Here is a 22,443-nt window from a genome sequence, read left to right on the forward strand (position 1 = left end):
ATGAAACAAATAATGTTTCATGAGTTGAATTTGATTTTTTATGTAACTTATAATGTATCGTAAGTTAAGTCGTCACAGAGGTACGGAACTATGCTGGATTGTCTGGTTATTGGAGGCAGCTTTGCCGGTTTGTCGGCAGCAATGCAGCTGGCGCGTGGGCAACGGTCTGTTGTGGTGCTGGATGCAGGGGAGCCGCGCAATCGTTTTTCCACTCACTCGCATGGTTTTTTTACACTGGACGGCGTCAGCCCTGCTGAGATCCTGCAGCGTGCCTGGACACCACTGCTGGCCTACCCGACCGTCGAACGGGTGTGGGGGCGCGCTGTACGGGCGGAGAAAACCGCCAGGGGGTTTTCAGTGGAAAGCGCTGAGGGCCAAAGCTGGTCATCGAAAAGCCTGGTGTTGGCGACTGGGGTGACGGATACCTTACCTGCTATTCCTGGTCTGGCTGAACGCTGGGGCAAAACGGCGATCCATTGCCCCTATTGCCATGGTTACGAGCTGCGTAATCAACCAGCTGTGGTCATCGCCAGTTCTCCCCATTCGGTGCATCAGGCGGCGATACTGCCGGATTGGGGCCCGACCATGTATTGCACCCAAGGCCAGTTTGAACCGGATGCCGAACAAATGATGATGCTGGAAAAACGCGGTGTACAGATTGAACGCAGCCCCGTCGTGGCGGTGGAAGGCGCAGGGGTGCAGATTGACGCTGTGCTGCTGGCCGACGGACGGCGTCTGGCGGCGGCCGCTGTTTATCTGGCGCCAAAAACCAGCTTTGGCCATCAACTGGCGGAGCAGTTGGGGCTGGCTGTTGAGGCCGGAATGACCGGGCCTGTTGTTGTTGCTGATGAGATGAAACACAGCTCGGTGCCAGGAGTTTTTGTCGCCGGTGACAATAGCAGCCCAATGCACAACGCCACGCTGGCTTCAGCGGCAGGGGTGTTGGCGGGGGGAGCGGCTCACCGGTACCTGATGTTGCAGTATCAGGCCGCGGAGCATGCCTGATGGATGCTGAACAATTAAAAGCGGTTTTTGAGCAGCAAGCCAGTCGGTACGATCAGCAGTGGCTGCGGCTGGCGCCACTGCAATCAGCGCTGTTTTTCCTGGCAGAGCAGTGCCTGTTGCAACTGCCTGAACAGGCGCATCTGCTTTGTGTTGGTGTCGGTACAGGCGAAGAGCTGCTGTATCTGGCACAGCGCTTTCCGCTCTGGCGTTTTACCGCGGTAGAACCTGCAGCGGCAATGCTGGAACGTTGCCGGCAAAAAGCACAAGCCGCCGGGGTGCTGCAGCGCTGTGAGTTTGTGTTGGGTTATCTGCAGGATCTGCCTGTCGCGGCCAGCTTTGATGGCGCCACCGCTTTTCTGGTGTCTCACTTTCTGACCGAGCGGCAACAGCGTCTGGCTTTTTTCCGGCAGATTGCCAGTCGGTTTAAGCCCGGGGCTGTGCTGCTAAATGCCGATTTAGCCTGTGCTGAGCAGGACGTGCAGTGGCAGGCCCAACTTAGTTTGTGGCAACAACTGATGACAGGGCAGCCTCCTGATGCAGAGAAGTTAGCGCTATGGATGCAAAGTTACCGACGCGATGTGGAGGTATCCGAGCCTTCTGAGCTGCTGTTGTTGTTGCAACAAGCCGGTTTTGCTGAGGTCAGGCCTGTGTTTCAGGCCGGGTTGCTGCATGCCTGGTGTGCAAGCCGTGCAGAATAACTGCCATAAATAAAGCCGGAGCAATGAGCTCCGGCTTTATCAGCGCTGAGCAAACTCAGAGATCAAAACGGTCCAGGTTCATGACCTTGGTCCAGGTTTTCACAAAGTCGTCGACAAACTTCTGTTTGGCATCGTTTGAGGCATAGACTTCAGCCACAGCGCGCAGCTCAGAGTGCGAACCGAAAATCAGGTCCACCGGGGTGGCTGTCCACTTCAGCGCACCGGTCTTGCGGTCAAAGCCTTCATACAAGCCTTCTTGTTTGGCCGATTTCTCCCAGCGGGTGGACATATCCAGCAGGTTGACGAAGAAATCGTTACTCAGCGTGCCGGGCTTGCTGGTGAAAACACCGTGTTTCACGCCCGCCGTGTTGGCATCCAGTGCCCGCAATCCTCCCAGCAGGACGGTCATTTCCGGCACCGTCAGCGTCAGGTAATGCGCTTTTTCTACCAGGGCTTCAGCAGGCGGTAACTGGCTGTCTGTGCTGAAGTAGTTACGAAAACCGTCGGCTTTGGGCTCCAATACGGCAAAAGACTGCACATCGGTCAGAGCCTGAGTGGTGTCCATCCGGCCAGGAGTGAACGGCACAGTGACAGTGTAACCGGCATCTTTGGCCGCTTTTTCAACGGCGGCAGAACCTGCCAGCACAATCACGTCGGCCAGCGATACTTTTTTACCGCCTTTCAAAGTTTTATTGAAATCCTGTTGCACTTTGGTCAGGGCAGCCAGCACTTTCGCCACTTCTTTCGGGTTATTCGCAGCCCAGTCTTTTTGTGGTGCCAAGGCCAGACGGGCACCGTTGGCTCCCCCTCGCATATCAGTGCCACGGAAGCTGGATGCTGCAGACCAGGTGGTGCGCACCAGTTCTGGTACCGTCAGTTTTGTGGCCAGAATTTTGCCTTTCAGGGCGTTGATCTCTGCCGCTTCAATCACCGGGTGATCCAGAGCCGGAATGGGGTCTTGCCAAATCAGCGCTTCTTTTGGTGCATCTTTACCCAGGTAACGGGTGGCCGGGCCCATGTCGCGGTGCGTCAGCTTAAACCAGGCTTTGGCAAAAGCCAGCTCAAACTCTTTTGGATTAGCACGGAAACGGGTGGTGATTTCGCGGTAAATCGGGTCTTCTTTCAGCGCGATGTCACTGGTAAACATAATAGGTGCATGACGTTTGCCTTCAACGTGCGCATCGGGCACTAAATTGGCTGCCTGACCATTGGCTGGGATCCATTGGGTGTGACCCGCCGGGCTTTTGGTTTTCACCCACTCAAAGCCGTACAGGTTGTCCAGGTACTGCATGGTCCACTTGGTGGGGCTGACCGACCAGGCGCCTTCCAGGCCTGAAGTGACAGTGTCTTCCGAGTGGCCTTTGCCACATTTGTTTTTCCAGCCAAAGCCCTGTTGTTCCAGGCCTGCGGCAGCCGGGTCGGCACCAACACATTTGTTTGGATCATGGGCGCCGTGGGCTTTGCCGAAGGTGTGGCCACCAGCAATCAGCGCCACAGTTTCTTCGTCATTCATCGCCATACGGCCAAAGGTGTCACGGATTTGCTGGGCGGATGCCAGTGGGTCTGGCACGCCATTCGGGCCTTCCGGGTTGACATAAATCAGGCCCATCTGGGTGGCGCCCATCGGCTTGGCTAAGTCGCCTTTGGCATAGCGACTCTTGTTGTCCAGCCATTTTTTTTCTGAACCCCAATCCACCATCTCGGCTTCCCAGTCGTCAGTCCGGCCACCGGCGAAACCAAAGGTTTTAAAGCCCATGTCTTCCATCGCCACAGTACCGGCCAGTACCATTAAATCGGCCCAGGAAATTTTGCTGCCGTATTTCTGTTTCAGTGGCCATAACAGGCGACGGGCCTTGTCCAGACTGACGTTGTCAGGCCAGCTGTTCAGCGGTTCGAAACGCTGCTGACCGCCGTTGGCGCCACCCCGGCCGTCAAAAATGCGGTACACCCCGGCGCTGTGCCAGGCCATACGAACGAAAAACGGACCATAGTGGCCGTAGTCCGCTGGCCACCAGTCTTGTGAAGTGGTCAGGGTGGTGCGGATTTCGGCTTTCAGGGCGTCCAGATCCAGAGTTTTGAACTGCTCAGCATAGTTAAACTGTGGGCCATAAGGATTGGATTCGGCGCCATGCTGACGCAAAGGGGATAGATTCAGCCGTTCAGGCCACCAGAAGCTGTTGGTGGTCGTGTCTTGGGTTGCGGTTTCTGCCTGCAGCGCAATCGACATTGACAGCGCAAGTACAGACAGCAAAGGAATGGTTTTCTTCATGGTCGTTGTTCCTGTCCTTGAAGTGCCGCAGCGGGCACAAGAATTATCGGTCGCTGTGCAGACGACACAGCACTCGTATGCTTTTTGCCTGAGCCTCTTAACATCTGGAGGTAACAGAGCTCAGGTAAAACAGCCTTTAAAAAGTAGCCGTAGTGCATTCATAGTACTAAATGATAAAAAGCGATTGTTTTAATCATTTAAACTGATGTTTTGTTCGGCGGAAGGGTTTTGTTAACTTGTTGTTTAAGAAAATGAACAGCAGAAAGTGAGCGGAATTTCGTTGATTTTGTGGAGTACTGCCAGCATGATGCGAAAAATAACGGATGTTAACCGGGCGCTTTCCGACTTGATGAGTCACAGCATGATAAACAAAAACCTACTGTGTTGGTTACTGCTGCTCGGCTGCTGTCCGACTGTTGCATCGGAACATCTGAGTGATCATGAAGTGTTCTGTCAGGCAGATCCTGCTGTGGCCTGCCACGAGTTTATTCAGCAGCATCTGACTGCAGCAGAGCCGCAGTCGGCTGACTGGTTTAAAGTGAAAACTTACCAGTTGGATTATCTGTTTGATAAACAGCAGTTGAAGCCGCTTCTGGATGAAACGTCGGCCTTGCTGAAGCTGCAAAATCTGCCGCAGTCTATTGAGGTGCAGGTGTATTTTTACCATGCCAAAGCCTTGATCGCTGTTGGTCGCAGGGACGAAGCACTGTTATTTGCCGATCAGGCGATGCAAATTCTCGAACAGATTTATCAAGTCTTTGGCGACCCGTTACGCATGGTGGAACTGGCCAATCTGCATTACAGCATGGGGCAAATAGCCCAGGCAAAACGCCTGCTGTTGCTGGCAGAAAGTGAGTTTCAGCGCAGCAAAGACCCGGTATTTCTGTTTGAGCTGAATTCGAACAAAGCTTTGTTGTCCGATATTGCCGGAAATTTTACCGAGTCTGCCAGCTTCAGAAAAACGGCGTTGGAGGCGATAGCGCCTTTGCAGCACAATGGCAAAAATATTGTGGCTTACGGTAATTTGGGGCGCACTTACCAGTTGCTGGGCGATTACCCGCAAGCGGTGTATTACTACACTGAATCTCTGAAATTTATAGAGCCGCAGCAGGATGCTCACCTTCTGGCGTTGTACCAGCTGAAAATTGCCGAGCTATACAGCCAGCTGAATCAACGCAAAGCCGCTACCGAGTGGCTGGCGAGGGTGGATGTGAACCAGTTGTCGGCCAACCGACAGGACTTGTACCGGCAAGTAAAGACCTGGTGTCAACAAGATCAAAAGTGAAAAGAACAGCCCGCCGCCAGGTTGAAACGCGGGCTGAGGTTATCATTCCAAATTCTGGATCTGTTCTCTCATTTGTTCAATCAATACCTTCAGCTCCACCGCGGTATTGGTGATTTCTGTCGAAATCGCCTTGGACGACAGGGTGTTCGCTTCGCGGTTGAATTCCTGCATCATAAAGTCCAGCCGGCGGCCGACGGCGCCCCCTTGTTTGATGCTGTGACGGGTTTCTTTGATATGGGCGTCTAAGCGGTCCAATTCTTCAGCGACGTCGGATTTTTGCGCTAAAAAGGCCATTTCCTGTTCCAGCCGGTTTTGGTCCAGTTCGGCTTTGATTTCTTGCAGGCGGGCGACGATTTTATCGCGTTGCCATTGCAGAGCTTGTGGTAAATGCTGGCGTAAATTGCTGACATGACTGGCAATTTGCGCCAGACGGTCTTGCAGCATCTGCTCGATGGCGGCACCTTCACGGCCACGGCCGGCCAAAAAGTCGGTCAGGGCGGCATCAAAACCGGCCAGCAGTTCGGCCTGCAGGCTGTCGAGGTCGGATTCCTGGCTTTCCATCACGCCAGGCCAGCGCAGAATATCCAGTACATTGAGCTGGGCTTTGTTGCTCTGTTCGGCCAGTGTACTGGCCACTTTCATCAACTGGCTGGCCAGTTGCTCGTTGATGGCCAGTTCACCCGTAGCGGCGCTGGCACTGTACTTTAAATTCACTTCCAGTTTGCCACGGTTCAGCTTTTGACGCAGTTTGTCGCGCAGCAGGCCCTCAAGGCCGCGGAACTGTTCGGGCAGACGGAAATACGTCTCCAGATAACGCTGGTTCACAGAGCGGATTTCCCAGACGGCGTTGCCCCAACTGGCTTTAATTTCATGCCGGGCGTAGGCGGTCATGCTGTGGATCATAACAAGGTCCTGAAAATGAAAATAAAACCGAGTATACCCAGTTCACCTCAATTCCGCTAATGGATGGCATCGGGCCAGCGAAATCCCTATAATAAGGCACATTTTTCAGCTGACAGAGGCTCCATCATGCGTCCAAGTGGCAGAACTGCTGGTCAAATTCGTCCTATCTCGTTCACCCGTCAATTCACTGCTCATGCCGAAGGTTCGGTGCTGGTGGAGTTTGGAAATACCAAGGTTTTATGTACCGCTTCCGTGGAGGAAGGGGTGCCACGTTTTATGAAAGGCCAGGGCAAAGGCTGGATCACGGCGGAATATGGCATGTTGCCTCGCGCCACTCATACCCGCAATGACCGCGAAGCGGCCCGTGGTAAGCAATCTGGCCGCACCATGGAAATTCAGCGCCTGATAGGCCGTGCGCTGCGGGCGGCGGTGGATTTGTCTATTCTCGGCGAAAACACCATCACCTTCGACTGTGACGTCATTCAGGCTGACGGCGGCACCCGCACAGCCGCTATTACCGGTGCCTGTGTGGCTTTGGTGGACGCGCTGAACCATATGCGCAGCAAAGGTTTGATTAAAACCAACCCGTTAAAATACATGGTGGCGGCGGTTTCAGTGGGGGTGTACAAAGGCGAAGCTATTGCCGACCTGGAATACACCGAAGATTCAGCCGCTGATACCGACATGAACGTGGTGATGACCGAAACCGGCAAACTGATTGAAATTCAGGGCACAGCAGAAGCGGAGCCGTTCAGCTTCGACGAAATGCAGAACATGCTGGAACTGGCCCGCCATGCCATCCGTGAAATCATCGACGAACAGAAAAAAGTGTTGGCGTAAGAGGCAGTGATGAAAGCATTTCAGAAAGACTTTATTGAGTTTGCGCTGTCGCGTCAGGTGCTGAAGTTTGGCCAGTTCACCTTAAAGTCCGGCCGCACCAGCCCGTATTTTTTCAACGCTGGGTTGTTTAATACAGGGGGTGATTTAGCCCGGCTGGGTCGTTTTTATGCGGCAGCCCTGCAGGACGCCGGTGTGGAATTTGACCTGCTGTTTGGCCCGGCGTACAAAGGTATTCCTATTGCCACCACCACGGCGGTGGCGCTGTTTGATCATCATGGTAAAGACGTGCCTTATTGCTTTAACCGCAAAGAAGCCAAAACCCATGGTGAAGGGGGCAATCTGGTCGGCTCGCCGCTGCAAGGCCGGGTGATGCTGGTGGATGACGTGATCACCGCAGGCACCGCCATTCGCGAATCCATGCAGATTATTCAGCAGGCGGGGGCCCAACTGACCGGCGTATTGATTGCGCTGGACCGGCAGGAAAAAGGCAAAGGCGAGTTGTCGGCCATTCAGGAAGTGGAGCGTGATTTCAATACCAAGGTGGTGTCTATCATCAGCCTGAAAGATCTTATCCAGTATTTGCAGGACAAACCTGAACTGGCAGCGCATCTGGATGCCGTTAAAGCTTACCGTGCCCGGTACGGTGTGAACTAAGGACAATCCATGACCAAACCCAATGGCAGCGGTTTAGGCCGTGTGGTAAAAGCTGCAGATTGCAGCCGAAAAGGCCTGGCAGCAGCCTGGACCAACGAAGCGGCGTTTCGGCAGGAAGCGGGCTTGACGGTGCTGGCGTTGCCATTTGCCTGGTATCTGGCGGCCGACTTTGCTCAGTTTGCCTTGCTGATGGGCGTTTGGTTGCTGGTGCTGATTGTCGAATTGCTGAATTCGGCCATCGAAGCCTTAACAGACCGGGTGAGCCTGGAGCGTCACGTGTTGTCTGGCCGTGCCAAAGATATGGGCTCAGCGGCTGTGAGTCTGGCGTTGCTTTTTGTTGCTTTGGTGTGGATTGGTGCCATCTGGCAGAAGTTTGCTTAATCGCTTTTGTGGTGAAAAAGGCGGGTGAACCCGCCTTTTTTAATGGCGTTACAGGGCAAAAATGCTGCGCTGCAGCAGCGCCCATTGATTCGGCCACTGCGCCGTCGGCAAACGTTCAAAGCCTGAGCGGACAAACTGCTGCAGTTTGCCTTCGCAAATGCCCAGCAGCAGGTTGGCTAAATCCCCTTCGTCCACACTGAAACTTTTGCCTTCGCGCAGCTTGCGTTCGCGCAGGCATTGCTTCAGCTGAGTTTCCAGTTTCTCATACAAAGCACTGATGCGCTCCTGCAGCCGTTCCTGCTCGCCTTGTAAGGCATCACCGGTCAGAATGCGGCAAATGCCCGGGTTGCGCTCAGCAAAAATCAACAGCAGCTGCATAATCAGCTCAATGCGTTGTTCGGTTTGTTTGTGTTCCTGCAAAATGGCATTGATGCGGGACAGCAGGGTGTCTTCAATAAAATCAATCAAGCCTTCAAACATCCGGGCTTTGCTGGGAAAGTGGCGGTACAGAGCCGCTTCTGACACCCCTACTTCCGCGGCCAGCGCTGCTGTGGTAATGCGCTGTCCGGCATGGCTTTGCAGCATCGCTGCCAAAGCCTGCAGAATATCTTCCTTGCGGTTAGTTTTTTTTATGGTCGCCATGCCAATCCCTGTTTGCTGTTAGCTGCGGCCTGAATGACCAAAACCACCTTCACCCCGCTCTGAGGCGTCAAAATCGCTGACCAGATTAAACTCGGCTTGCACCACCGGCATAAACACCAGCTGGGCAATACGCTCGCCTGGCTGAATGCTGAAGCTGTCCTGGCCACGGTTCCATACCGACACCATCAGTTGTCCCTGGTAGTCTGAGTCAATTAACCCCACCAGGTTGCCAAGGACGATGCCATGCTTATGGCCCAGCCCGGAGCGCGGCAGAATAGTCGCACATAAATTGGCATCACCAATATGAATGGCAAGGCCGGTCGGAATTAAGGTGGTCTGGCCCGGTGCCAGTTCGACCACTGAATCCAGACAAGCGCGTAAATCCAGGCCGGCAGAACCCGGGGTGGCATAAGCTGGCAAAGGGAATTCGGTGCCAATGCGGGCGTCGAGAATTTTCAGGTCAATAGCTTTTTTCATTGTGAGTACCGCTTGTAAATCAAAGAAATCAGTTGTTCAGCCAGCTGGCTTTTCTCTTGTAATGCGAAGGCCTGTTCGCCGTCAGCCCAATAGGCGGTTAGAGCGTTTTGCGCGGCATTAAAGCCCTGGCCAGGCACCGACACGTCGTTGGCGCAAATTAAATCCAGGCTTTTTTTCTGCAGTTTTTGTTTGGCGTAGTTCGCCACATCCTGGGTTTCTGCCGCAAAACCAACGGTAAAAGGCCGGTTTTGGCGCAGAGCCGCCACGGCGGCAATAATGTCCGGGTTTTTTACCAACTGCAGGCTGATGCCTTCGTCGCTGGTTTTTTTTAGTTTTTGTTCTGCCACTTGGGCCACTTTGTAGTCAGCCACGGCGGCGCAGCCAATAAAAATGTGGCAGTTTGTGGCCAGAGTAAGCGCCTGTTGATACATTTCATCGGCACTTTGCACGTCAATACGCTGCACACCGGCTGGTGTTGGCAGGTTGACCGGGCCTGCAATCAGCTGAACTTTAGCGCCAAGCTCAGCGGCGGCCTGCGCCAACGCAAAGCCCATCTTGCCGGAGCTGTGGTTGGAGATATACCGCACCGGGTCTATGGCTTCCCGGGTCGGTCCTGCCGTAATGGTCACTGTCAGCCCCTGTAACCACTGCGGTTTGGGCTGAAAAAATTGCACCACCAGTTCGGCCAGCTGCAGGGGTTCCAGCATGCGGCCCGGGCCGACATCCCCACAGGCCTGCTCACCGGCCGCCGGGCCCCAAATGTAAAAATGATGTTGCTTCAGCCTGTCTATATTGGCCTGGGTCGCTATATTTTTATACATCTGCTGGTTCATCGCCGGGGCTATCGCCACTGGGGCTGCGGTCGCCAGAATGCAGGTGCTGAGTAAATCGTTGGCCATGCCATGGGCAATGCGGGCAATGGCGTCGGCCGACGCCGGAGCCACCAGCACTAAGTCGGCCCATTTGGCCAGTTCAATATGGCCCATCGCCAGTTCAGCCGCAGGGTCGAGCAGGCTGTGACTGACCGGGTTGCCGGATAAAGCCTGCAAAGTTAAAGGTGTAATAAATTCACGGGCAGCGTCGGTCTGGATCACCCGGACATCAGCGCCCCGCTCCTTTAAGCGGCGGATCAGGTCGGCACTTTTATAAGCAGCAATGCCGCCGGTAATGCCAAGCAGAATACGTTTATTGGCCAGGGCTAAGCTCATAACTGCGAGATTCTGAGGTGTTCATAGGACGTTAAGATAACACGGAAAGTTAAAGGAAAACAAAATACAAAGGAGGTGTGTGATGGCAATTCGCGACTGGCCACAGAGTGAGCGGCCACGGGAAAAATTGCTGCAGCAAGGCGCTGGTACTTTGTCTGACGGTGAGTTGCTGGCGATCTTTTTACGGACAGGTATTCCAGGACAAAATGCAGTGGAGCTGGCCCGCCAACTGTTGCAGGACTTTGGTGGTTTGCGGTCATTAATGGCCGCAGGTGAAACTGAGTTTTGCCGGGGCAAGGGGTTAGGACAGGCCAAGTATGTGCAGTTGCAGGCTGTGCTTGAATTAAGCCGGCGCTATTTATTACAAAGCCTGCAACGTGACACTGTCTTTACCGAACCTGCGTTGGTGAAGAATTACCTGCTGCAAAGTCTGGCCGAACAAAAACGCGAAGTCTTTATGTTGCTGTATCTGGACAGTCAGCACCGGCTGATTTGCGCCGAGCCGTTATTTTTTGGCACGATCGACGCTTCTCCTGTGTATCCGCGTATTGTAGTTCAGAGTGCTTTAGCGCATAATGCCGCCGCCGTTATTTTGGCTCACAATCATCCATCCGGAGTTGCAGAGCCAAGCCGTGCTGACAGAGCCATAACCGAACGCCTGACTCAGGCGATGTCCCTTGTAGATATCAAGTTACTGGACCATTTTGTCGTCGGCGACGCGGAGGTTGTTTCCTTTGCTGAACGCGGCTGGCTGTGATGATCGGAAAGGATCCGCTCACGATCGTCGGAATCAAATACAGATTTGCCTTGAATTTGTTCAGGCTTTCGTGTATAAATTGCGCCCTTTCAGAAGTCCGGGGCATTCTTCTTGGCCAGAAGGATGAAAGAAGCTCGAGCTGAAGTTATTTTGGAGAAACATTGACATGTCTAGAGTGTGCCAAATCACTGGCAAAGGTCCGATGGTAGGTAACCGTCGTTCACACGCCAACAACGCGACTAAGCGTCGTTTCCTGCCAAACCTGCAAACTCACCGTTTCTGGGTTGAGAGCGAAAACCGCTTTGTAACTTTACGTTTATCTACTAAAGGTATGCGTATCATCGATAAGAATGGTATCGATGCAGTATTAGCTGACCTGCGTGCAAACGGTCAGAAGGTTTAAGGAAATAAATTATGCGCGATAAAATCCGTTTAGTTTCTTCTGCTGGTACTGGCTTTTTCTACACGACTGATAAGAACAAGCGTACTATGCCAGAAAAGATGGAAATCAAAAAATTCGATCCAAAAGTGCGTAAGCACGTGATTTTCAAAGAAGCGAAAATCAAATAATCGAACACGATTTCAACAACAAGCCCGGCCTCAAGCCGGGTTTGTTGTTTTCTGCAGCCAGAAAAATGACAGCAGTGACAAGGGCGACCACAGCGGGTACCCTGTCAGCAGAGATGCAGGAGCTGTGCTGATGATTCGATTATCCAAAACCAGCTGGAACAATGTCTTGATCTATGCCGTGCTGGTGCTGATTGGGCTTTTTGTGATTTTGCCTGAGTATTGGCAACGCGAAGATCAGAGTGCACCAACCCGTCTGGTGCCAGCCACTCAGACCTTATTGGCATTGCATTACCCGGCGCATCAGGTCGAACGAGCCGGGCCCGCGTGGCGGGTACAACCTGCGGTATTGTCGCAAGCGCAACTGCAACAATTAGTGGAAGACTGGCAGCAGGGCAGCCTGGCGTCCCCGTCGCCACTCAATCCAATTCAGCCGGTATTGCGTTCAGAAGTGGCCGCCTGGCTGACCGGCAAACCCGCACAACAGCACTGGCAGCTGTATCAGGCACAAGAGCAGTGGTGGCTGAAGGCCGTGGACGCTGATCTTTGGTTCCGTCTGAGTGAGACTGAAGCTGAACAACTTTTTCCAACAGCAGTACGATAACTATGCCTGAATTACCAGAAGTTGAAGTGTCCCGGTTAGGGATCAGCCCGCATTTACAGCAACAGCGCATTGAACAGGTACTGGTGCGTCAGCGCCAGTTACGCTGGCAGATCCCGGATGAAGTGCTGGCTATCAAAGACCAGCCTGTGCTGGACGTCAGTCGTCGCGCCAAGTATTTATTGATTCACTTACCTGCTGGTGAGCTGATTATTCATCTGGGCATGTCTGGCAATCTGAAAGTGTTACCGCAGGGGACCGCCGCAGGCAAACATGACCATGTGGATATTCTGCTCAGCTCAGGCCAACTGCTACGACTGAATGACACCCGGCGTTTTGGCGCCGTGCTGTGGCAGGATAAAAACGCTGTGCACGCGTTGCTGGCGAATCTGGGGCCTGAACCACTGCTACCGGACTTTACTGCTGAGCACTTGCTGCAGGCCTGCGGTAAACGCAGCAGCGCCATCAAGCTGGTGCTGATGGACAATCAGGTGGTGGTGGGGGTTGGCAATATTTATGCGAATGAAGCCTTGTTTCAGGCCGGCATTCGCCCGACTATGCCAGCCAATCAACTGAGCTTACCTCAAGCCGAACGTTTGACGGCCATCGTCAAACAAACCCTGGCCAAAGCCATTACTCAAGGCGGCACCACCTTAAAGGATTTCAGTCAGGTAGACGGCAAGCCCGGTTACTTTGCACAGCAATTGCTGGTGTATGGCCGCGGTGGGGAATGTTGTTTCAGCTGCAATACAGAGCTCAAAGAGATCCGTCTGGGCCAGCGCAGTACTGTCTACTGCCCACAATGCCAGCCGGAGTCTTAGGCCAAACAGCGGTTTCAGAAACGCCGTTTGGCCAGAATACGCCACTCCAGTCCCGACAACTCGCCCTGATCATGCAAAGCCTTGGTCAGGTCGATATGGATCATGGTACCGCGACTGCTGTGGCTGGATAACAAACGCACACCCAGACCTATGCCATACAGGCTTTGGCCTGCAGAGTCCTCCGGCAAGGCCGGATTGCTGCCCCAGGTCCGGCCCCAGTCCGCAAAAGCGGCATAACCCACATCAAAGATTTGAGCGATGGACAGGGTACTGTAATAGCGGTATTCAGCTGTCGCCAGTGCCAGCCGTTCGCCGGTCTGGTAGTACAAAGGGTAAGCACGCAGACCTGTATCACCGCCCAGACTTAAACGCTGATCGCGGAATAAATCCTGACCGTAGGCATAGGTCAGCTGCCCGACCAGGCTTTGGTGTTCGTCCAGCTGATGGATCCACATGGCATAACTGCTGGCGAGCCTCTGTTCCAGTTCGCCCTGTTGCAGTTGCGTGGCCCGGAACTGGGCAATCAACAAATCGGTTGGACTCAACTGCCAGGCTTTATCCAGTTGGGTTTGCAGTGACCAGCCACTGCGCTCTGCACCAAGCCAGGGTTGAAACCAGCCCAGCTGCACACTGGCCTGCCAGCCTAAGTTAATGTCTTCCACCCGGTTAAACTGATAGACGTTGTAGAGTTGCCGGTAATCGGCTTCAACAAAGTGCCAGCTGAACCAAAACTGTGATAAGTCTCTGTCCTCTGGTTTACCGTAATCTGTGTACTCCGTGGTATCAAACTGCACCTGGTGTTGCTCTATGCCCAGGCTGATGCGCTGCACCCAGCGCTCTGCTTCCGCCACTTTCCAGCCCGAAGACAGTTGCAATAAGTCGAGGTTGCGCTGGTACTCATTAATTTCGTCACCGCGCAGGTACTCATTCACATTTTCACTGTCGGCTTCCAGGTGAAATGCAAAAGCCCAGGGAGCATGCAGCCGGTAAAAGGGTTTTTCCAGCGCCAGTAAATAGGATTCGCCATCGGTTTTGTCTGCGTACAGGGTATTCAGATTCCAGTGACTGCCAAACAGGTTTGGTGAACGGAAATTCACCAGGTAGCTCTGACGCTCGCTGTCGTTTTCATAATCCAGATTGATCTGGTTGCCGGTGCCAAACAGGTTGTCTTCGGCCAAACCCAATACGGTTTTGCTTTCACCCCCCTCGCGGGACAGCGATATATTCGGCAATAAAGACCAGTTGTCCCAAGTGTGAATGGTGACACTGACAGAGCCGTCCGTGCAGTGTTCAGTGACCCGGACCTCGACTTTGCGCAAATAACGCCGGGTGCGCAACAAACGTTCAGTCTCCAGCAAGGCTTCCGCATCCAGTGGATCGCCGACCTGAAACAACACATCTTCCAGTATGGTGTCTGGTTTGGTGATTTTATGGGTGCGATTGGCCAGATGATGAAACCAGTAGACTTTGTCTGCGTTCAAATCAAACACATCTTCACTGTGGACACGAATGGCCCGAATGGGGAACCCCTGAAATTGCTGCAACTTGCTGTCAGCAGGCAATCGGGTACAGGCAGCAGAGTGTTGCTCTGCTGCCAAAGCAGCTTTACAGCCAAACCAAGCCATCCAGCACCACATTGCTGCCATCCGGAAGCGCATGGAGAACTCCTTTAGTGCGGCGGTTTTTACCCCGCCAATTTTTTTTGACCTTAGCCTGCCAGAGTGCATTTTGTAAAGTGGCTGTTTTTATTGAGATTTCCACTCCCTTAGAAATGTCTGGGCTGGTTCACTTAAGCTTAGCTCGCGTTGAGGGAAAGGGAACTGCACCCCTTCACGGTCAAAGGCAATTTTGATCTGTTCAAGCAAACTGGTCTTTAGCGCCAGATAATTTTCTTTGCGGGTCCAGACGGAAAACTGCAAATCCAGCGAAGATTCCGCAAAATTCAGAAAACGGAAATCCGGTGCTGGTTCATCCAGACAGAGTGGATGCTCATCGGCGACTTGCAGCAGAAGGTCCCGTACCTGACTGATCTGCTCTTTGTAAGCCACGGCCAACAACAGATCGAGCCGGCGGATCGGAAAGCGGGTCAGGTTGGTCACTTCAGTTTTGATCAGACTTTCATTGGGGATACGCACAAAGAGGTTGTCCGGGGTGCGGATTTTCACCGACAGTAAATCAATAGACAGTATTTCCCCCGTGGTGGTGCCCACTTTGATGGTGTCTCCAATCTGAAATGGCTGTTCACCAATTAAAAACAAGCCACTGATCAGATTCGAAACGGACGTCTGAGAGGCGAACCCAAGAGCCACCGACAACACTCCGGCTGCACCGAGCAGCACACCCAGGTTAAACCCCAGTTGCTTTAAGGCTGTGGCAATAAACAGCGCCAGCACCAGCCAGTACAGCAGGCGTTTGGTCAGGGTGGCATGATGAGGGCTGAATTTTTTCAGACACAGTTTAAAGGCGGCCTTGGACAGCAGGCTGGCAGCGACAAAACCAACAATCGCCAGCAGGGTGGCGCGCAGTAACGGCAGGACATTCGACGAACCGACGTAACTCCACAACGAATCGATCGACATCAGTTGCGCTCCTTCTGATTAAATAAACCGCTGAATACCCGGAACAGCCCGTGCGTTTCAAAGTGTTGCCTGGCTTTGCACAGTCTGACGGTAGACTCGTCTCCGGGGGCTTGTTGCCGGTGAATCGTCAGGCGAGACAGTTCGGCATCGTCCTGGTGATCAATATGCACTTCATCGGTCCAGAGTGAACCATCACTCAAGCCGTACAAGGCTAAAAACGGCAGGGGCAGGCTGAGTTTTTCAATACTCATCATCTGATTGGAATTGTTTTTCACCCGAATAGGCGTAATGGCCCGGTGCGCCCGGCTGGGTAATTCCTCTTTGCTGTGTCTGGCCTGCGTTTTGTCGGCATAACAGAGTTCACCTGTTTGTGTGTTGGGCCCGAACCAGGTGTCGGATAACAGCTGGGTTGGAATATCCTGCAGGACAATATCGGGTTGTTTCAGTTCAAGCCGGATCAGCACCGGGCTGCTGATATAAAAGGTCACTTCTTCCGCAGCGGGCAGATACACAGGTTGATGGGTTTTGATCACCACAGGCCTGTCCAGCAACTGGGGGGTTAAACAGAATTGCAGCGGCTCGTTGGAAAACACATAGCGGCTGAAGGTTTGATGCGCCGGCCAATGCGGTACATAACTGGCCTGTGCAAGGTTTTGTTCCGGGTTGCTCAGACGTTCAGTATGCAGGCGCCATTCTCCGGTTTTCCGTTGTAAGTAGAGGCAGAGCGGGCCTATCTGCAGTCGGGCTATCTGTTCATGATTCAGTGTCTGCGCCTGCCACCAGGGGCTTTGCGAATCCAACCACATAAAAAATCCCGTTAAGTTGAGGTTCAGTGCGTTAACGCGTAAAATAATGCGCGTTTTTCATCGGCTCAGCAATGAGTTAACCCATAACCCCTGAAGGAGAGTCCGTTTTATGGACGTGCCCAGTCACAGGCCTGGCCTGAATTCAACTCAACAATTATTTATTTGGTTGTAGTGACTGGTTCCTGGCCTCACGACAACCCCTAGTCTGAGGTAATTATGGAACTACTGGTATTGATCCATTTGTTACGGGCGGCGCTGGAAAGCGGCGACTATGCCGGTTTGACCGATAAACTGGCCGATATTCACCCGGCCGATTTAGCGGCCGCCCTGGCTGAGTTTTCTCCGGCTCATCAGTGGCAACTGCTGAACCTGTGCTCTTTGGCCCGGCAAGCTGAAATTTTTGTGTATTTACCGCTGGAACAGCAGGTGGAGCTGGCTCACAGTGTCAGCCGGGCCCGTTTTACCCCACTGATCCGGCAGATGTCGTCTGATGAACGGGCGGATTTGTTTAATAAATTCTCTGATGAGCAGAAACAAGCCCTGTTGCCTGCGCTGGCTCAGGCTGAGCGCGACGATATTCTGAGCCTGTCGTCCTATTCAGAGGGCACAGCTGGCGCCATTATGAGTTCTGACTACGCCATGTTGTCACCGCACCTGACCGTCAGTGAAGCCATTGACGTGCTGCGTCACGAAGCGCCAGACAAAGAAACCATTTACTTGTCTTATGTGGTCGATGAAAAGCGCAAACTGATTGGCGCTTTGTCGTTACGGGAGTTGATCCTGGCGCCGACCTCAGCGCTGATTGATGAGGTAATGAAACACGATCCTATCCAGGTGCGGGTGGACAGTTTGCAAGAAGAGGTTGCCACACTGATTGCCCGTTACGACTTATTGGCGATTCCGGTGGTGAACCAGCAAGGCCAGTTGGTCGGCATTGTCACGCACGACGATGCGATGGATGTTGCCGCGGCGGAGGCGACCGAAGATTTCCACAAAACAGCGACTATCGGCAAACTTGAAGGCAGTGTCAAAGAAGCCAAAATAAGCCTGTTGTATCGCAAGCGGGTGGTGTGGCTGGTGGTGCTCGTGTTTGGCAATATTTTTTCCGGGGCAGGCCTTGCGCTGTTTGAGCAGGTGATTTCCCAGCACATAGCGCTGCTGTTCTTCCTGCCGTTGCTGATTGCCAGCAGCGGCAATGCCGGTGCCCAGTCAGGCACACTGATGGTGCGGGCTTTGGCGACTGGGGATGTGAAGCTGCGGGATTGGGGCAAAATGCTGGGCAAAGAAGTGCTGATTGCCGGGCTGTTGGGCCTGACCATGGCGATTGCCGTCTCTGGCCTTGGTTTCTGGCGTGGTGGAGCCGACATCAGTGTGGTGGTGGCTTCGACCATGCTGCTGGTGGTGCTGATTGGCAGCCTGATTGGGTTGTCGTTGCCTTTTTTACTCAGCCGCTTTGGTATGGACCCGGCCACGGCCAGCGGTCCTTTGATCACTTCTATTGCCGATGTCGCCGGCGTGGTGATTTATTTCTCGATTGCCAGTTGGTATCTGGAGCTGGCGCTATAAAGTGCAGGCTCCACTTCCATTCATAGTCAAAAAGTTTTAACCATCCGGATTGTCCGGTCAGAAAAAAGCCGTTATAGTGCGCGGCGAACCAAGGGGTGCGAAAGCTGAGACGCCAACAGGCGAACCCTTAGAACCTGATCCGGATCATACCGGCGGAGGGATGGTGCGAACCTCATTTCCTTTTGCTCTGGTGATCCTACGTTTTTCTGATTTCACTGGAGTAAGTCACAAATGCGTAGATTATCCCATCTATTCATTGCGTTAAGCGCAGTCAGCTGTGTTTTTGTTCAGGCCGACGACAGCGTGGTTGAAACCATCGAAGTGAAAGGCGACTTTCGCAGCCAGCAACTCAACAAAATCCCCGGCAGTATTGCCGTTTTTACCGATGCAGAAATACAACGCCAGAATGCCCAGCATCTGGACGATTTGTTGCAGCAGGCCGCCAACCTGAATTTTTCCGCCGGTGCTTCCCGTGGCCGTTTTTTGCAGGTACGGGGGGTCGGTGAACGCAGCGAGTTTGTCGACAGCATTAACCCGTCGGTAGGTGTGCTGATTGATGGCATGGATTACTCCGTTTTGGGGGTCAGTTCGCTGTTTGATCTGGAGCAGGTGGAAGTGTTCCGCGGTCCAGAGGCCACCCGGTTTGGTGCCAATGCCATGGCCGGTATGCTGAATCTGCAATCCCGCCGGGCTGATTTCGAACACAGTGGCGAACTGGCGGCGACCATCGCCAATTATGACAGCCTGCAACTCAGTGCCGCTTATGGTCAGGGCCTGACTGACAAACTGGCTTTCCGGCTGGCTGTGGACCACCAGCAGTCGGACGGCTTTATCAACAATACCTACCTGCAGCGTGACGATACCAATCACATCGACGAAACCACTGCCAAACTGGCCCTGCGTTATCTGGCGACAGACGATCTGACCCTGGATTGGGTGAACCATATCCGTGATTTGGACAACGGCTACGATGCCTTTTCGCTGGACCGCAACCGCACCACTTTGTCTGATCAACCGGGGCAGGATCAGCAGCGCAGCCACGGCTCTATGCTCAGTGCCGATTACACAGGTCTGAGTGTGGGCCGCCTGCACAGCCAACTGAGTTATGTTTCGGCTGACACCGACTATGGTTTTGATGAAGACTGGAGCTATGAGGGGATTCACCCCGATGGCTACAGCACCACAGACCGCTATTTACGTGAGCGTTCACTCTGGAGTGCCGAGCAGCGGCTGGTCAGCTCAGGTGAGCATCAGTGGGTGGCCGGTTGGTATCACAGCCAGCAGCGTGCTGATTTAGAGCGGCAGTTCTGGGATTGGGATGTCTGGGCTGCGGCACAGTTTTTCAGTCAATTTAAGCGCAAAAACACCGCGTTATTTGCTGAATGGACGGAAATGCTGGCGCCGGACCTGGAGTTGACCCTGGGCGGCCGTGCTGAGCGCTATCAGGATCAGTACCATGACAGCAAAGGCATTCAGCATCAGGACAATGACTGGATGCTGGGCGGGAAAGCCAGCCTGAATTACCAACTGACTGACAGAGCCAGCCTGTATGGCTTGGTGTCGCAGGGTTATAAAGCCGGTGGTGTCAATGGCGAAGCGTTGGGCAAAGCGGATGCCACTGGTTCAGCAGCTCTGGCCAGCTATTTACGCGAACGCGCCAGTTTTTCGCCGGAAACACTGCTCAATACCGAAGTAGGTGTCAAAGCCAGCAATACGCCGCAGACGCTGATTGTGCGAGTTGCCCTGTTTGCCATGTGGCGTGACGACATGCAGGTCAATAGCTGGGTCACACGTGACCAGATGTTTATTGGGTTTATCGACAATGCGGCGTCGGGCCGCAATTATGGTCTGGAGCTGGAAAGCCGCTATCAGGCACGGCCAGACTGGACCTTGTACGGTACGCTCGGGTTATTAAAGAGTGAAATCCGTGGTTTTGTTACCGAAGCAGGGCTGGATAAAACCGGTCGTGATCAGGCTCATGCGCCGGGCTATCAGTATCAACTGGGATCGCAGTGGCAACTGGCCGCCGACTGGAGCCTGAATCTGGCAGTGCAAAGCAAAGCGGCTTTTTATTACTCCGACAGCCATGATGCCCGTTCAGAGCAGATGCATCTGCTGAACCTGCGGCTGCAATACCAGCTGGAGCAATGGCAGTTTGCCCTGTGGAGCCGCAACGCGCTGGATGAAGACTATGGGGTACGTGGCTTCTATTTTGGCAATGATCCGCGTGACGGTTACACCGAACATAGCTATGAACAACTGGGAGAACCGCGCCGTATCGGTTTAAGCGCCCGTTATCAGTTCTGAGGAGAAACAGATGAAATTATCCATTGAAATCAGTAAGTACCCACTGACAGAAAACTACATTGAACCCATCAAAGGTTTTATTGAGCTGCTGAACCAAAAGCCAGGACTGCACGTGATCACCAACACCCTGAGTACTCAGGTATTTGGTGACTATGACCAGGTGATGGCGGCGCTGTCCGAAGGGATCCGCTGGTCCTTTGAACGTTATGGCAAAGTGGTGTTTGTGGTGAAGTTCCTGCACGGTGATCTGCGGCCATGACAGCGCTCTGGCAGCAGCTGTTTGCCGATATGGCGCTGATGACCCAGCTGGAACTGCTGGCGGTGCTGTCTGCCCTGGCCTATGTGCTGCTGGCTCTGAAACAGAGCTTATGGTGCTGGCCGGCCGCGATGCTCAGCACTTTGCTCTACAGCCATATTATGTGGCATTCGGCACTGCTGTCCGATGCGTTGCTGCAGATTTATTATGCCGGTATGGCGCTGTACGGCTGGTATCACTGGCGACGGCTGCAACAGCAGCCAGGCCAGCCCAGAGGCATGACGGAGTGGAGCTGGTCAGTGCATGCCAGGCTGATTGGCCTGACGGCCAGTGCAGGTTTAGTATTGGGTTACCTGATGAGCCGCTATACTCAGGCAGATTTTGCCTGGGTGGATGCGCAAACGACCACGTTCAGCGTGATGGCCACCTTTCTGGTGGCCCGAAAAGTGGTGTCAAACTGGTTGTATTGGCTGGTCATTGATGCGGTGTGTATTTACGTCTATATCGAAAAACACCTGTATTTCACGACCGCACTTTTTGTACTCTACACCCTGATTGCATTGGCTGGGTTTTTCTTATGGCGACAGAGTTACCGGCAACAACAGCAGCTGGCCTGATTTGGGCTTTGTGCCAGCGTCTGGAGTTTTTTGCAGAGCACCAGCCAGTGCGCTTGCAGCAACTGACCTTTGGTCAATTAACCCAAACCTTTCAAGTGCAGACTGACAAAGGTGTGTATGCGGTGCGGCACTATGCAGACTCTGTGCGTCCGGTCCGTCGCCAGCAGGAACTGCGTTGCCAGCATGCTGCGGCAGCAGCCGGACTGGCACCAGCGCCTTTGTGTCTGAATAACCATCAGCGTATGTTGGTTTGCGAGTTTTTAGCCGAGGCCTGCCACCTTGAGCTGCATTGGCTGCAGCAGCACCTCACTCAAAGTGTTTCGCGGCTGGTGACCCTGCATCAACTCAGTGTGCAAACCCCGCAGCTCGACCCATGGCTCTATTTGCACCAGTTAAAGCAGCAACTGGCTGTCAAACTTTGTGCTGCGGACCAGATGTTGTATCAGCAGTTGCTTGACGTGGCGCGGCAGTTGCAGTTTTTCCCCGCGGATACAGGGTTATGCCATATGGATTTGAATCCGGCCAATCTGTTGTTGGCAGAGGACAGGGTCTGGTTGATTGATTTCGAATATTGTCAGCTGGCCGATGTTTGTTTTGATTTGGCCAGCCTGAGTTGGAACTTTGCGTTAAATATGCAGCAAGAGCAGCAATTGCTCGGGTTGTATTGCCAATTACGCGGCTGGCAGGCAGGCAGGGTTGGCGGAAAGAAGTATCAGTTGGTCAAACAACTGACTTTGGGTTTTGCCTGGTTATGGTATCTGGCGGAACAGCAGCAGAACCAAGACCCGCGCCATCAAGAGGCTGCAACAACCACCAGGTGGCAGTTGTTGCAGTTGCTGTCACAAACCGCCTAAGCGCTCTGCCAGAATTTTGTAGCGTTTAACGTCGTCTTCTTCAAACAGCGGTTTGCCTTCACCGTCCTTATCACAGGGGACCAGTAAGTTTTCACGCGCCAGCCGCTCGACCCGGATATCCTGAATACCGAGAAATTCAGCGACTTGTGCTACGGTCATTGTTGCCATTGTTTTGTTTCCTGCCCTATTAACCAAGAATCATTGTATGTCTGTTTTACACAGAACGCTCAGAGGCGTTATCACAGTTTTACTGTGTTTTCACAGAGCAGACAACCGGATCACTCAGATTTCGTTACAATTTTATTTGTGGCGCCTGGTGAAGCCTGTGTTAGATTTTTGTGATCATCCTT

The 22,443-nt window shown here is 53.4% G+C and carries 25 protein-coding genes and 1 riboswitch; of the genes, 16 read left to right on the forward strand and 9 right to left on the reverse strand.

From position 1 onward, the window contains the following. Positions 1-90 precede the first annotated feature (90 nt). A complete protein-coding gene (locus WKJ04_RS05840) occupies positions 91-1,005 on the forward strand; it encodes an NAD(P)/FAD-dependent oxidoreductase (RefSeq protein ID WP_337879559.1) in 915 nt (304 codons plus the stop codon). Further along, a complete protein-coding gene (locus WKJ04_RS05845; protein ID WP_337879560.1) occupies positions 1,005-1,703 on the forward strand; it encodes a class I SAM-dependent methyltransferase in 699 nt (232 codons plus the stop codon). Before WKJ04_RS05840 ends, WKJ04_RS05845 begins: the two co-directional genes overlap by 1 nt. 55 nt (positions 1,704-1,758) lie before the next feature. Here WKJ04_RS05845 and katG read toward each other — a convergent pair whose 3' ends face one another. After that, on the reverse strand, positions 1,759-3,930 hold the full coding sequence (gene katG / locus WKJ04_RS05850) for a catalase/peroxidase HPI (RefSeq protein WP_337879580.1): 2,172 nt from the start codon (positions 3,928-3,930) through the stop codon (positions 1,759-1,761). A 403-nt stretch (positions 3,931-4,333) separates the two neighbouring features. On the opposite strand from katG, the gene WKJ04_RS05855 reads away from it, so the two are divergent. Beyond that, a complete protein-coding gene (locus WKJ04_RS05855; protein WP_337879561.1) occupies positions 4,334-5,257 on the forward strand; it encodes a tetratricopeptide repeat protein in 924 nt (307 codons plus the stop codon). A 42-nt stretch (positions 5,258-5,299) separates the two neighbouring features. Here WKJ04_RS05855 and WKJ04_RS05860 read toward each other — a convergent pair whose 3' ends face one another. Further along, positions 5,300-6,160 (reverse strand): YicC/YloC family endoribonuclease, encoded by an 861-nt coding sequence (locus WKJ04_RS05860; RefSeq protein ID WP_337879562.1) that lies wholly within the window; start codon positions 6,158-6,160, stop codon positions 5,300-5,302. A 126-nt stretch (positions 6,161-6,286) separates the two neighbouring features. Between WKJ04_RS05860 and rph the strand changes: the two genes are divergently transcribed. From rph to WKJ04_RS05875, 3 genes are read left to right on the forward strand one after another with little or no spacing between them, the layout of a single operon-like run. Further along, positions 6,287-7,000: a ribonuclease PH gene (gene rph, locus WKJ04_RS05865; protein WP_337842789.1), complete on the forward strand. Its 714-nt coding sequence runs from the start codon at positions 6,287-6,289 to the stop codon at positions 6,998-7,000. Positions 7,001-7,009: 9 nt separating this feature from the next. Further along, entirely contained in the window at positions 7,010-7,654 is a 645-nt protein-coding gene (gene pyrE, locus WKJ04_RS05870) for an orotate phosphoribosyltransferase (RefSeq protein ID WP_337879563.1), read from the forward strand. Positions 7,655-7,663: 9 nt separating this feature from the next. Next, the gene (locus tag WKJ04_RS05875; protein WP_337879564.1) at positions 7,664-8,035 is read left to right on the forward strand and encodes a diacylglycerol kinase; all 372 of its coding nucleotides are present in this window, start codon (positions 7,664-7,666) and stop codon (positions 8,033-8,035) included. A 48-nt stretch (positions 8,036-8,083) separates the two neighbouring features. Here the strand turns inward: WKJ04_RS05875 and slmA are convergent, their stop codons facing one another. From slmA to coaBC, 3 genes are read right to left on the reverse strand one after another with little or no spacing between them, the layout of a single operon-like run. Next, positions 8,084-8,677, reverse strand: coding sequence for a nucleoid occlusion factor SlmA (slmA, locus tag WKJ04_RS05880; RefSeq protein WP_337842792.1), 594 nt, complete (start codon positions 8,675-8,677; stop codon positions 8,084-8,086). An 18-nt stretch (positions 8,678-8,695) separates the two neighbouring features. Continuing rightward, positions 8,696-9,154: a dUTP diphosphatase gene (gene dut, locus WKJ04_RS05885; RefSeq protein ID WP_337879565.1), complete on the reverse strand. Its 459-nt coding sequence runs from the start codon at positions 9,152-9,154 to the stop codon at positions 8,696-8,698. Beyond that, complete coding sequence (gene coaBC / locus WKJ04_RS05890; RefSeq protein WP_337879566.1) at positions 9,151-10,362, reverse strand: bifunctional phosphopantothenoylcysteine decarboxylase/phosphopantothenate--cysteine ligase CoaBC; 1,212 nt, start codon at positions 10,360-10,362, stop codon at positions 9,151-9,153. The genes dut and coaBC overlap by 4 nt, the downstream gene beginning before the upstream one ends. 82 nt (positions 10,363-10,444) lie before the next feature. On the opposite strand from coaBC, the gene radC reads away from it, so the two are divergent. The 5 genes from radC (at position 10,445) to mutM (ending at position 13,108) form a co-directional block, all read left to right on the forward strand. Continuing rightward, positions 10,445-11,119, forward strand: coding sequence for a DNA repair protein RadC (gene radC / locus WKJ04_RS05895; RefSeq protein WP_337879567.1), 675 nt, complete (start codon positions 10,445-10,447; stop codon positions 11,117-11,119). A 166-nt stretch (positions 11,120-11,285) separates the two neighbouring features. After that, on the forward strand, positions 11,286-11,522 hold the full coding sequence (gene rpmB / locus WKJ04_RS05900; protein ID WP_337842796.1) for a 50S ribosomal protein L28: 237 nt from the start codon (positions 11,286-11,288) through the stop codon (positions 11,520-11,522). An 11-nt stretch (positions 11,523-11,533) separates the two neighbouring features. Next, positions 11,534-11,689 (forward strand): 50S ribosomal protein L33, encoded by a 156-nt coding sequence (rpmG, locus tag WKJ04_RS05905; RefSeq protein ID WP_031566726.1) that lies wholly within the window; start codon positions 11,534-11,536, stop codon positions 11,687-11,689. Positions 11,690-11,819: 130 nt separating this feature from the next. After that, a complete protein-coding gene (locus WKJ04_RS05910) occupies positions 11,820-12,290 on the forward strand; it encodes a hypothetical protein (protein ID WP_337879568.1) in 471 nt (156 codons plus the stop codon). Between the two features lie 2 nt (positions 12,291-12,292). After that, positions 12,293-13,108 carry a bifunctional DNA-formamidopyrimidine glycosylase/DNA-(apurinic or apyrimidinic site) lyase gene (mutM, locus tag WKJ04_RS05915; RefSeq protein ID WP_337879569.1) on the forward strand — a complete coding sequence of 272 codons (816 nt, stop codon included), beginning with the start codon at positions 12,293-12,295 and terminating at the stop codon, positions 13,106-13,108. 14 nt (positions 13,109-13,122) lie between these two features. On the opposite strand, the gene WKJ04_RS05920 is transcribed toward mutM, so the two are convergent. From WKJ04_RS05920 to WKJ04_RS05930, 3 genes are all read right to left on the reverse strand, one after another. Then, positions 13,123-14,766, reverse strand: a complete 1,644-nt coding sequence (locus WKJ04_RS05920; protein ID WP_337879570.1) for a BamA/TamA family outer membrane protein — start codon at positions 14,764-14,766, stop codon at positions 13,123-13,125. Between the two features lie 87 nt (positions 14,767-14,853). Continuing rightward, positions 14,854-15,687 (reverse strand): mechanosensitive ion channel family protein, encoded by an 834-nt coding sequence (locus WKJ04_RS05925; protein WP_337879571.1) that lies wholly within the window; start codon positions 15,685-15,687, stop codon positions 14,854-14,856. Then, entirely contained in the window at positions 15,687-16,493 is an 807-nt protein-coding gene (locus tag WKJ04_RS05930; protein ID WP_337879572.1) for a DUF432 domain-containing protein, read from the reverse strand. Before WKJ04_RS05930 ends, WKJ04_RS05925 begins: the two co-directional genes overlap by 1 nt. 216 nt (positions 16,494-16,709) lie before the next feature. Between WKJ04_RS05930 and mgtE the strand changes: the two genes are divergently transcribed. The 5 genes from mgtE (at position 16,710) to WKJ04_RS05955 (ending at position 22,093) form a co-directional block, all read left to right on the forward strand. Continuing rightward, positions 16,710-18,059, forward strand: coding sequence for a magnesium transporter (gene mgtE / locus WKJ04_RS05935; protein WP_337842802.1), 1,350 nt, complete (start codon positions 16,710-16,712; stop codon positions 18,057-18,059). Positions 18,060-18,140: 81 nt separating this feature from the next. Beyond that, positions 18,141-18,237, forward strand: a riboswitch (TPP riboswitch). Between the two features lie 53 nt (positions 18,238-18,290). Continuing rightward, positions 18,291-20,366: a TonB-dependent receptor gene (locus tag WKJ04_RS05940; RefSeq protein ID WP_337879573.1), complete on the forward strand. Its 2,076-nt coding sequence runs from the start codon at positions 18,291-18,293 to the stop codon at positions 20,364-20,366. Positions 20,367-20,376: 10 nt separating this feature from the next. Next, positions 20,377-20,625, forward strand: a complete 249-nt coding sequence (locus WKJ04_RS05945) for a hypothetical protein (RefSeq protein WP_337879574.1) — start codon at positions 20,377-20,379, stop codon at positions 20,623-20,625. Then, on the forward strand, positions 20,622-21,239 hold the full coding sequence (gene pnuC, locus WKJ04_RS05950) for a nicotinamide riboside transporter PnuC (RefSeq protein ID WP_337879575.1): 618 nt from the start codon (positions 20,622-20,624) through the stop codon (positions 21,237-21,239). Before WKJ04_RS05945 ends, pnuC begins: the two co-directional genes overlap by 4 nt. Continuing rightward, positions 21,200-22,093 carry a phosphotransferase gene (locus tag WKJ04_RS05955; protein ID WP_337879576.1) on the forward strand — a complete coding sequence of 298 codons (894 nt, stop codon included), beginning with the start codon at positions 21,200-21,202 and terminating at the stop codon, positions 22,091-22,093. Before pnuC ends, WKJ04_RS05955 begins: the two co-directional genes overlap by 40 nt. On the opposite strand, the gene WKJ04_RS05960 is transcribed toward WKJ04_RS05955, so the two are convergent. Further along, complete coding sequence (locus WKJ04_RS05960; protein WP_337842807.1) at positions 22,079-22,261, reverse strand: helix-turn-helix domain-containing protein; 183 nt, start codon at positions 22,259-22,261, stop codon at positions 22,079-22,081. The two genes, WKJ04_RS05955 and WKJ04_RS05960, sit on opposite strands and share 15 nt — an antisense overlap. Between the last annotated feature and the right edge of the window lie 182 nt (positions 22,262-22,443).

Origin of the sequence: Rheinheimera sp. (genome assembly GCF_037442345.1) — a bacterium.
In the GTDB taxonomy this organism is placed as follows: domain Bacteria; phylum Pseudomonadota; class Gammaproteobacteria; order Enterobacterales; family Alteromonadaceae; genus Pararheinheimera.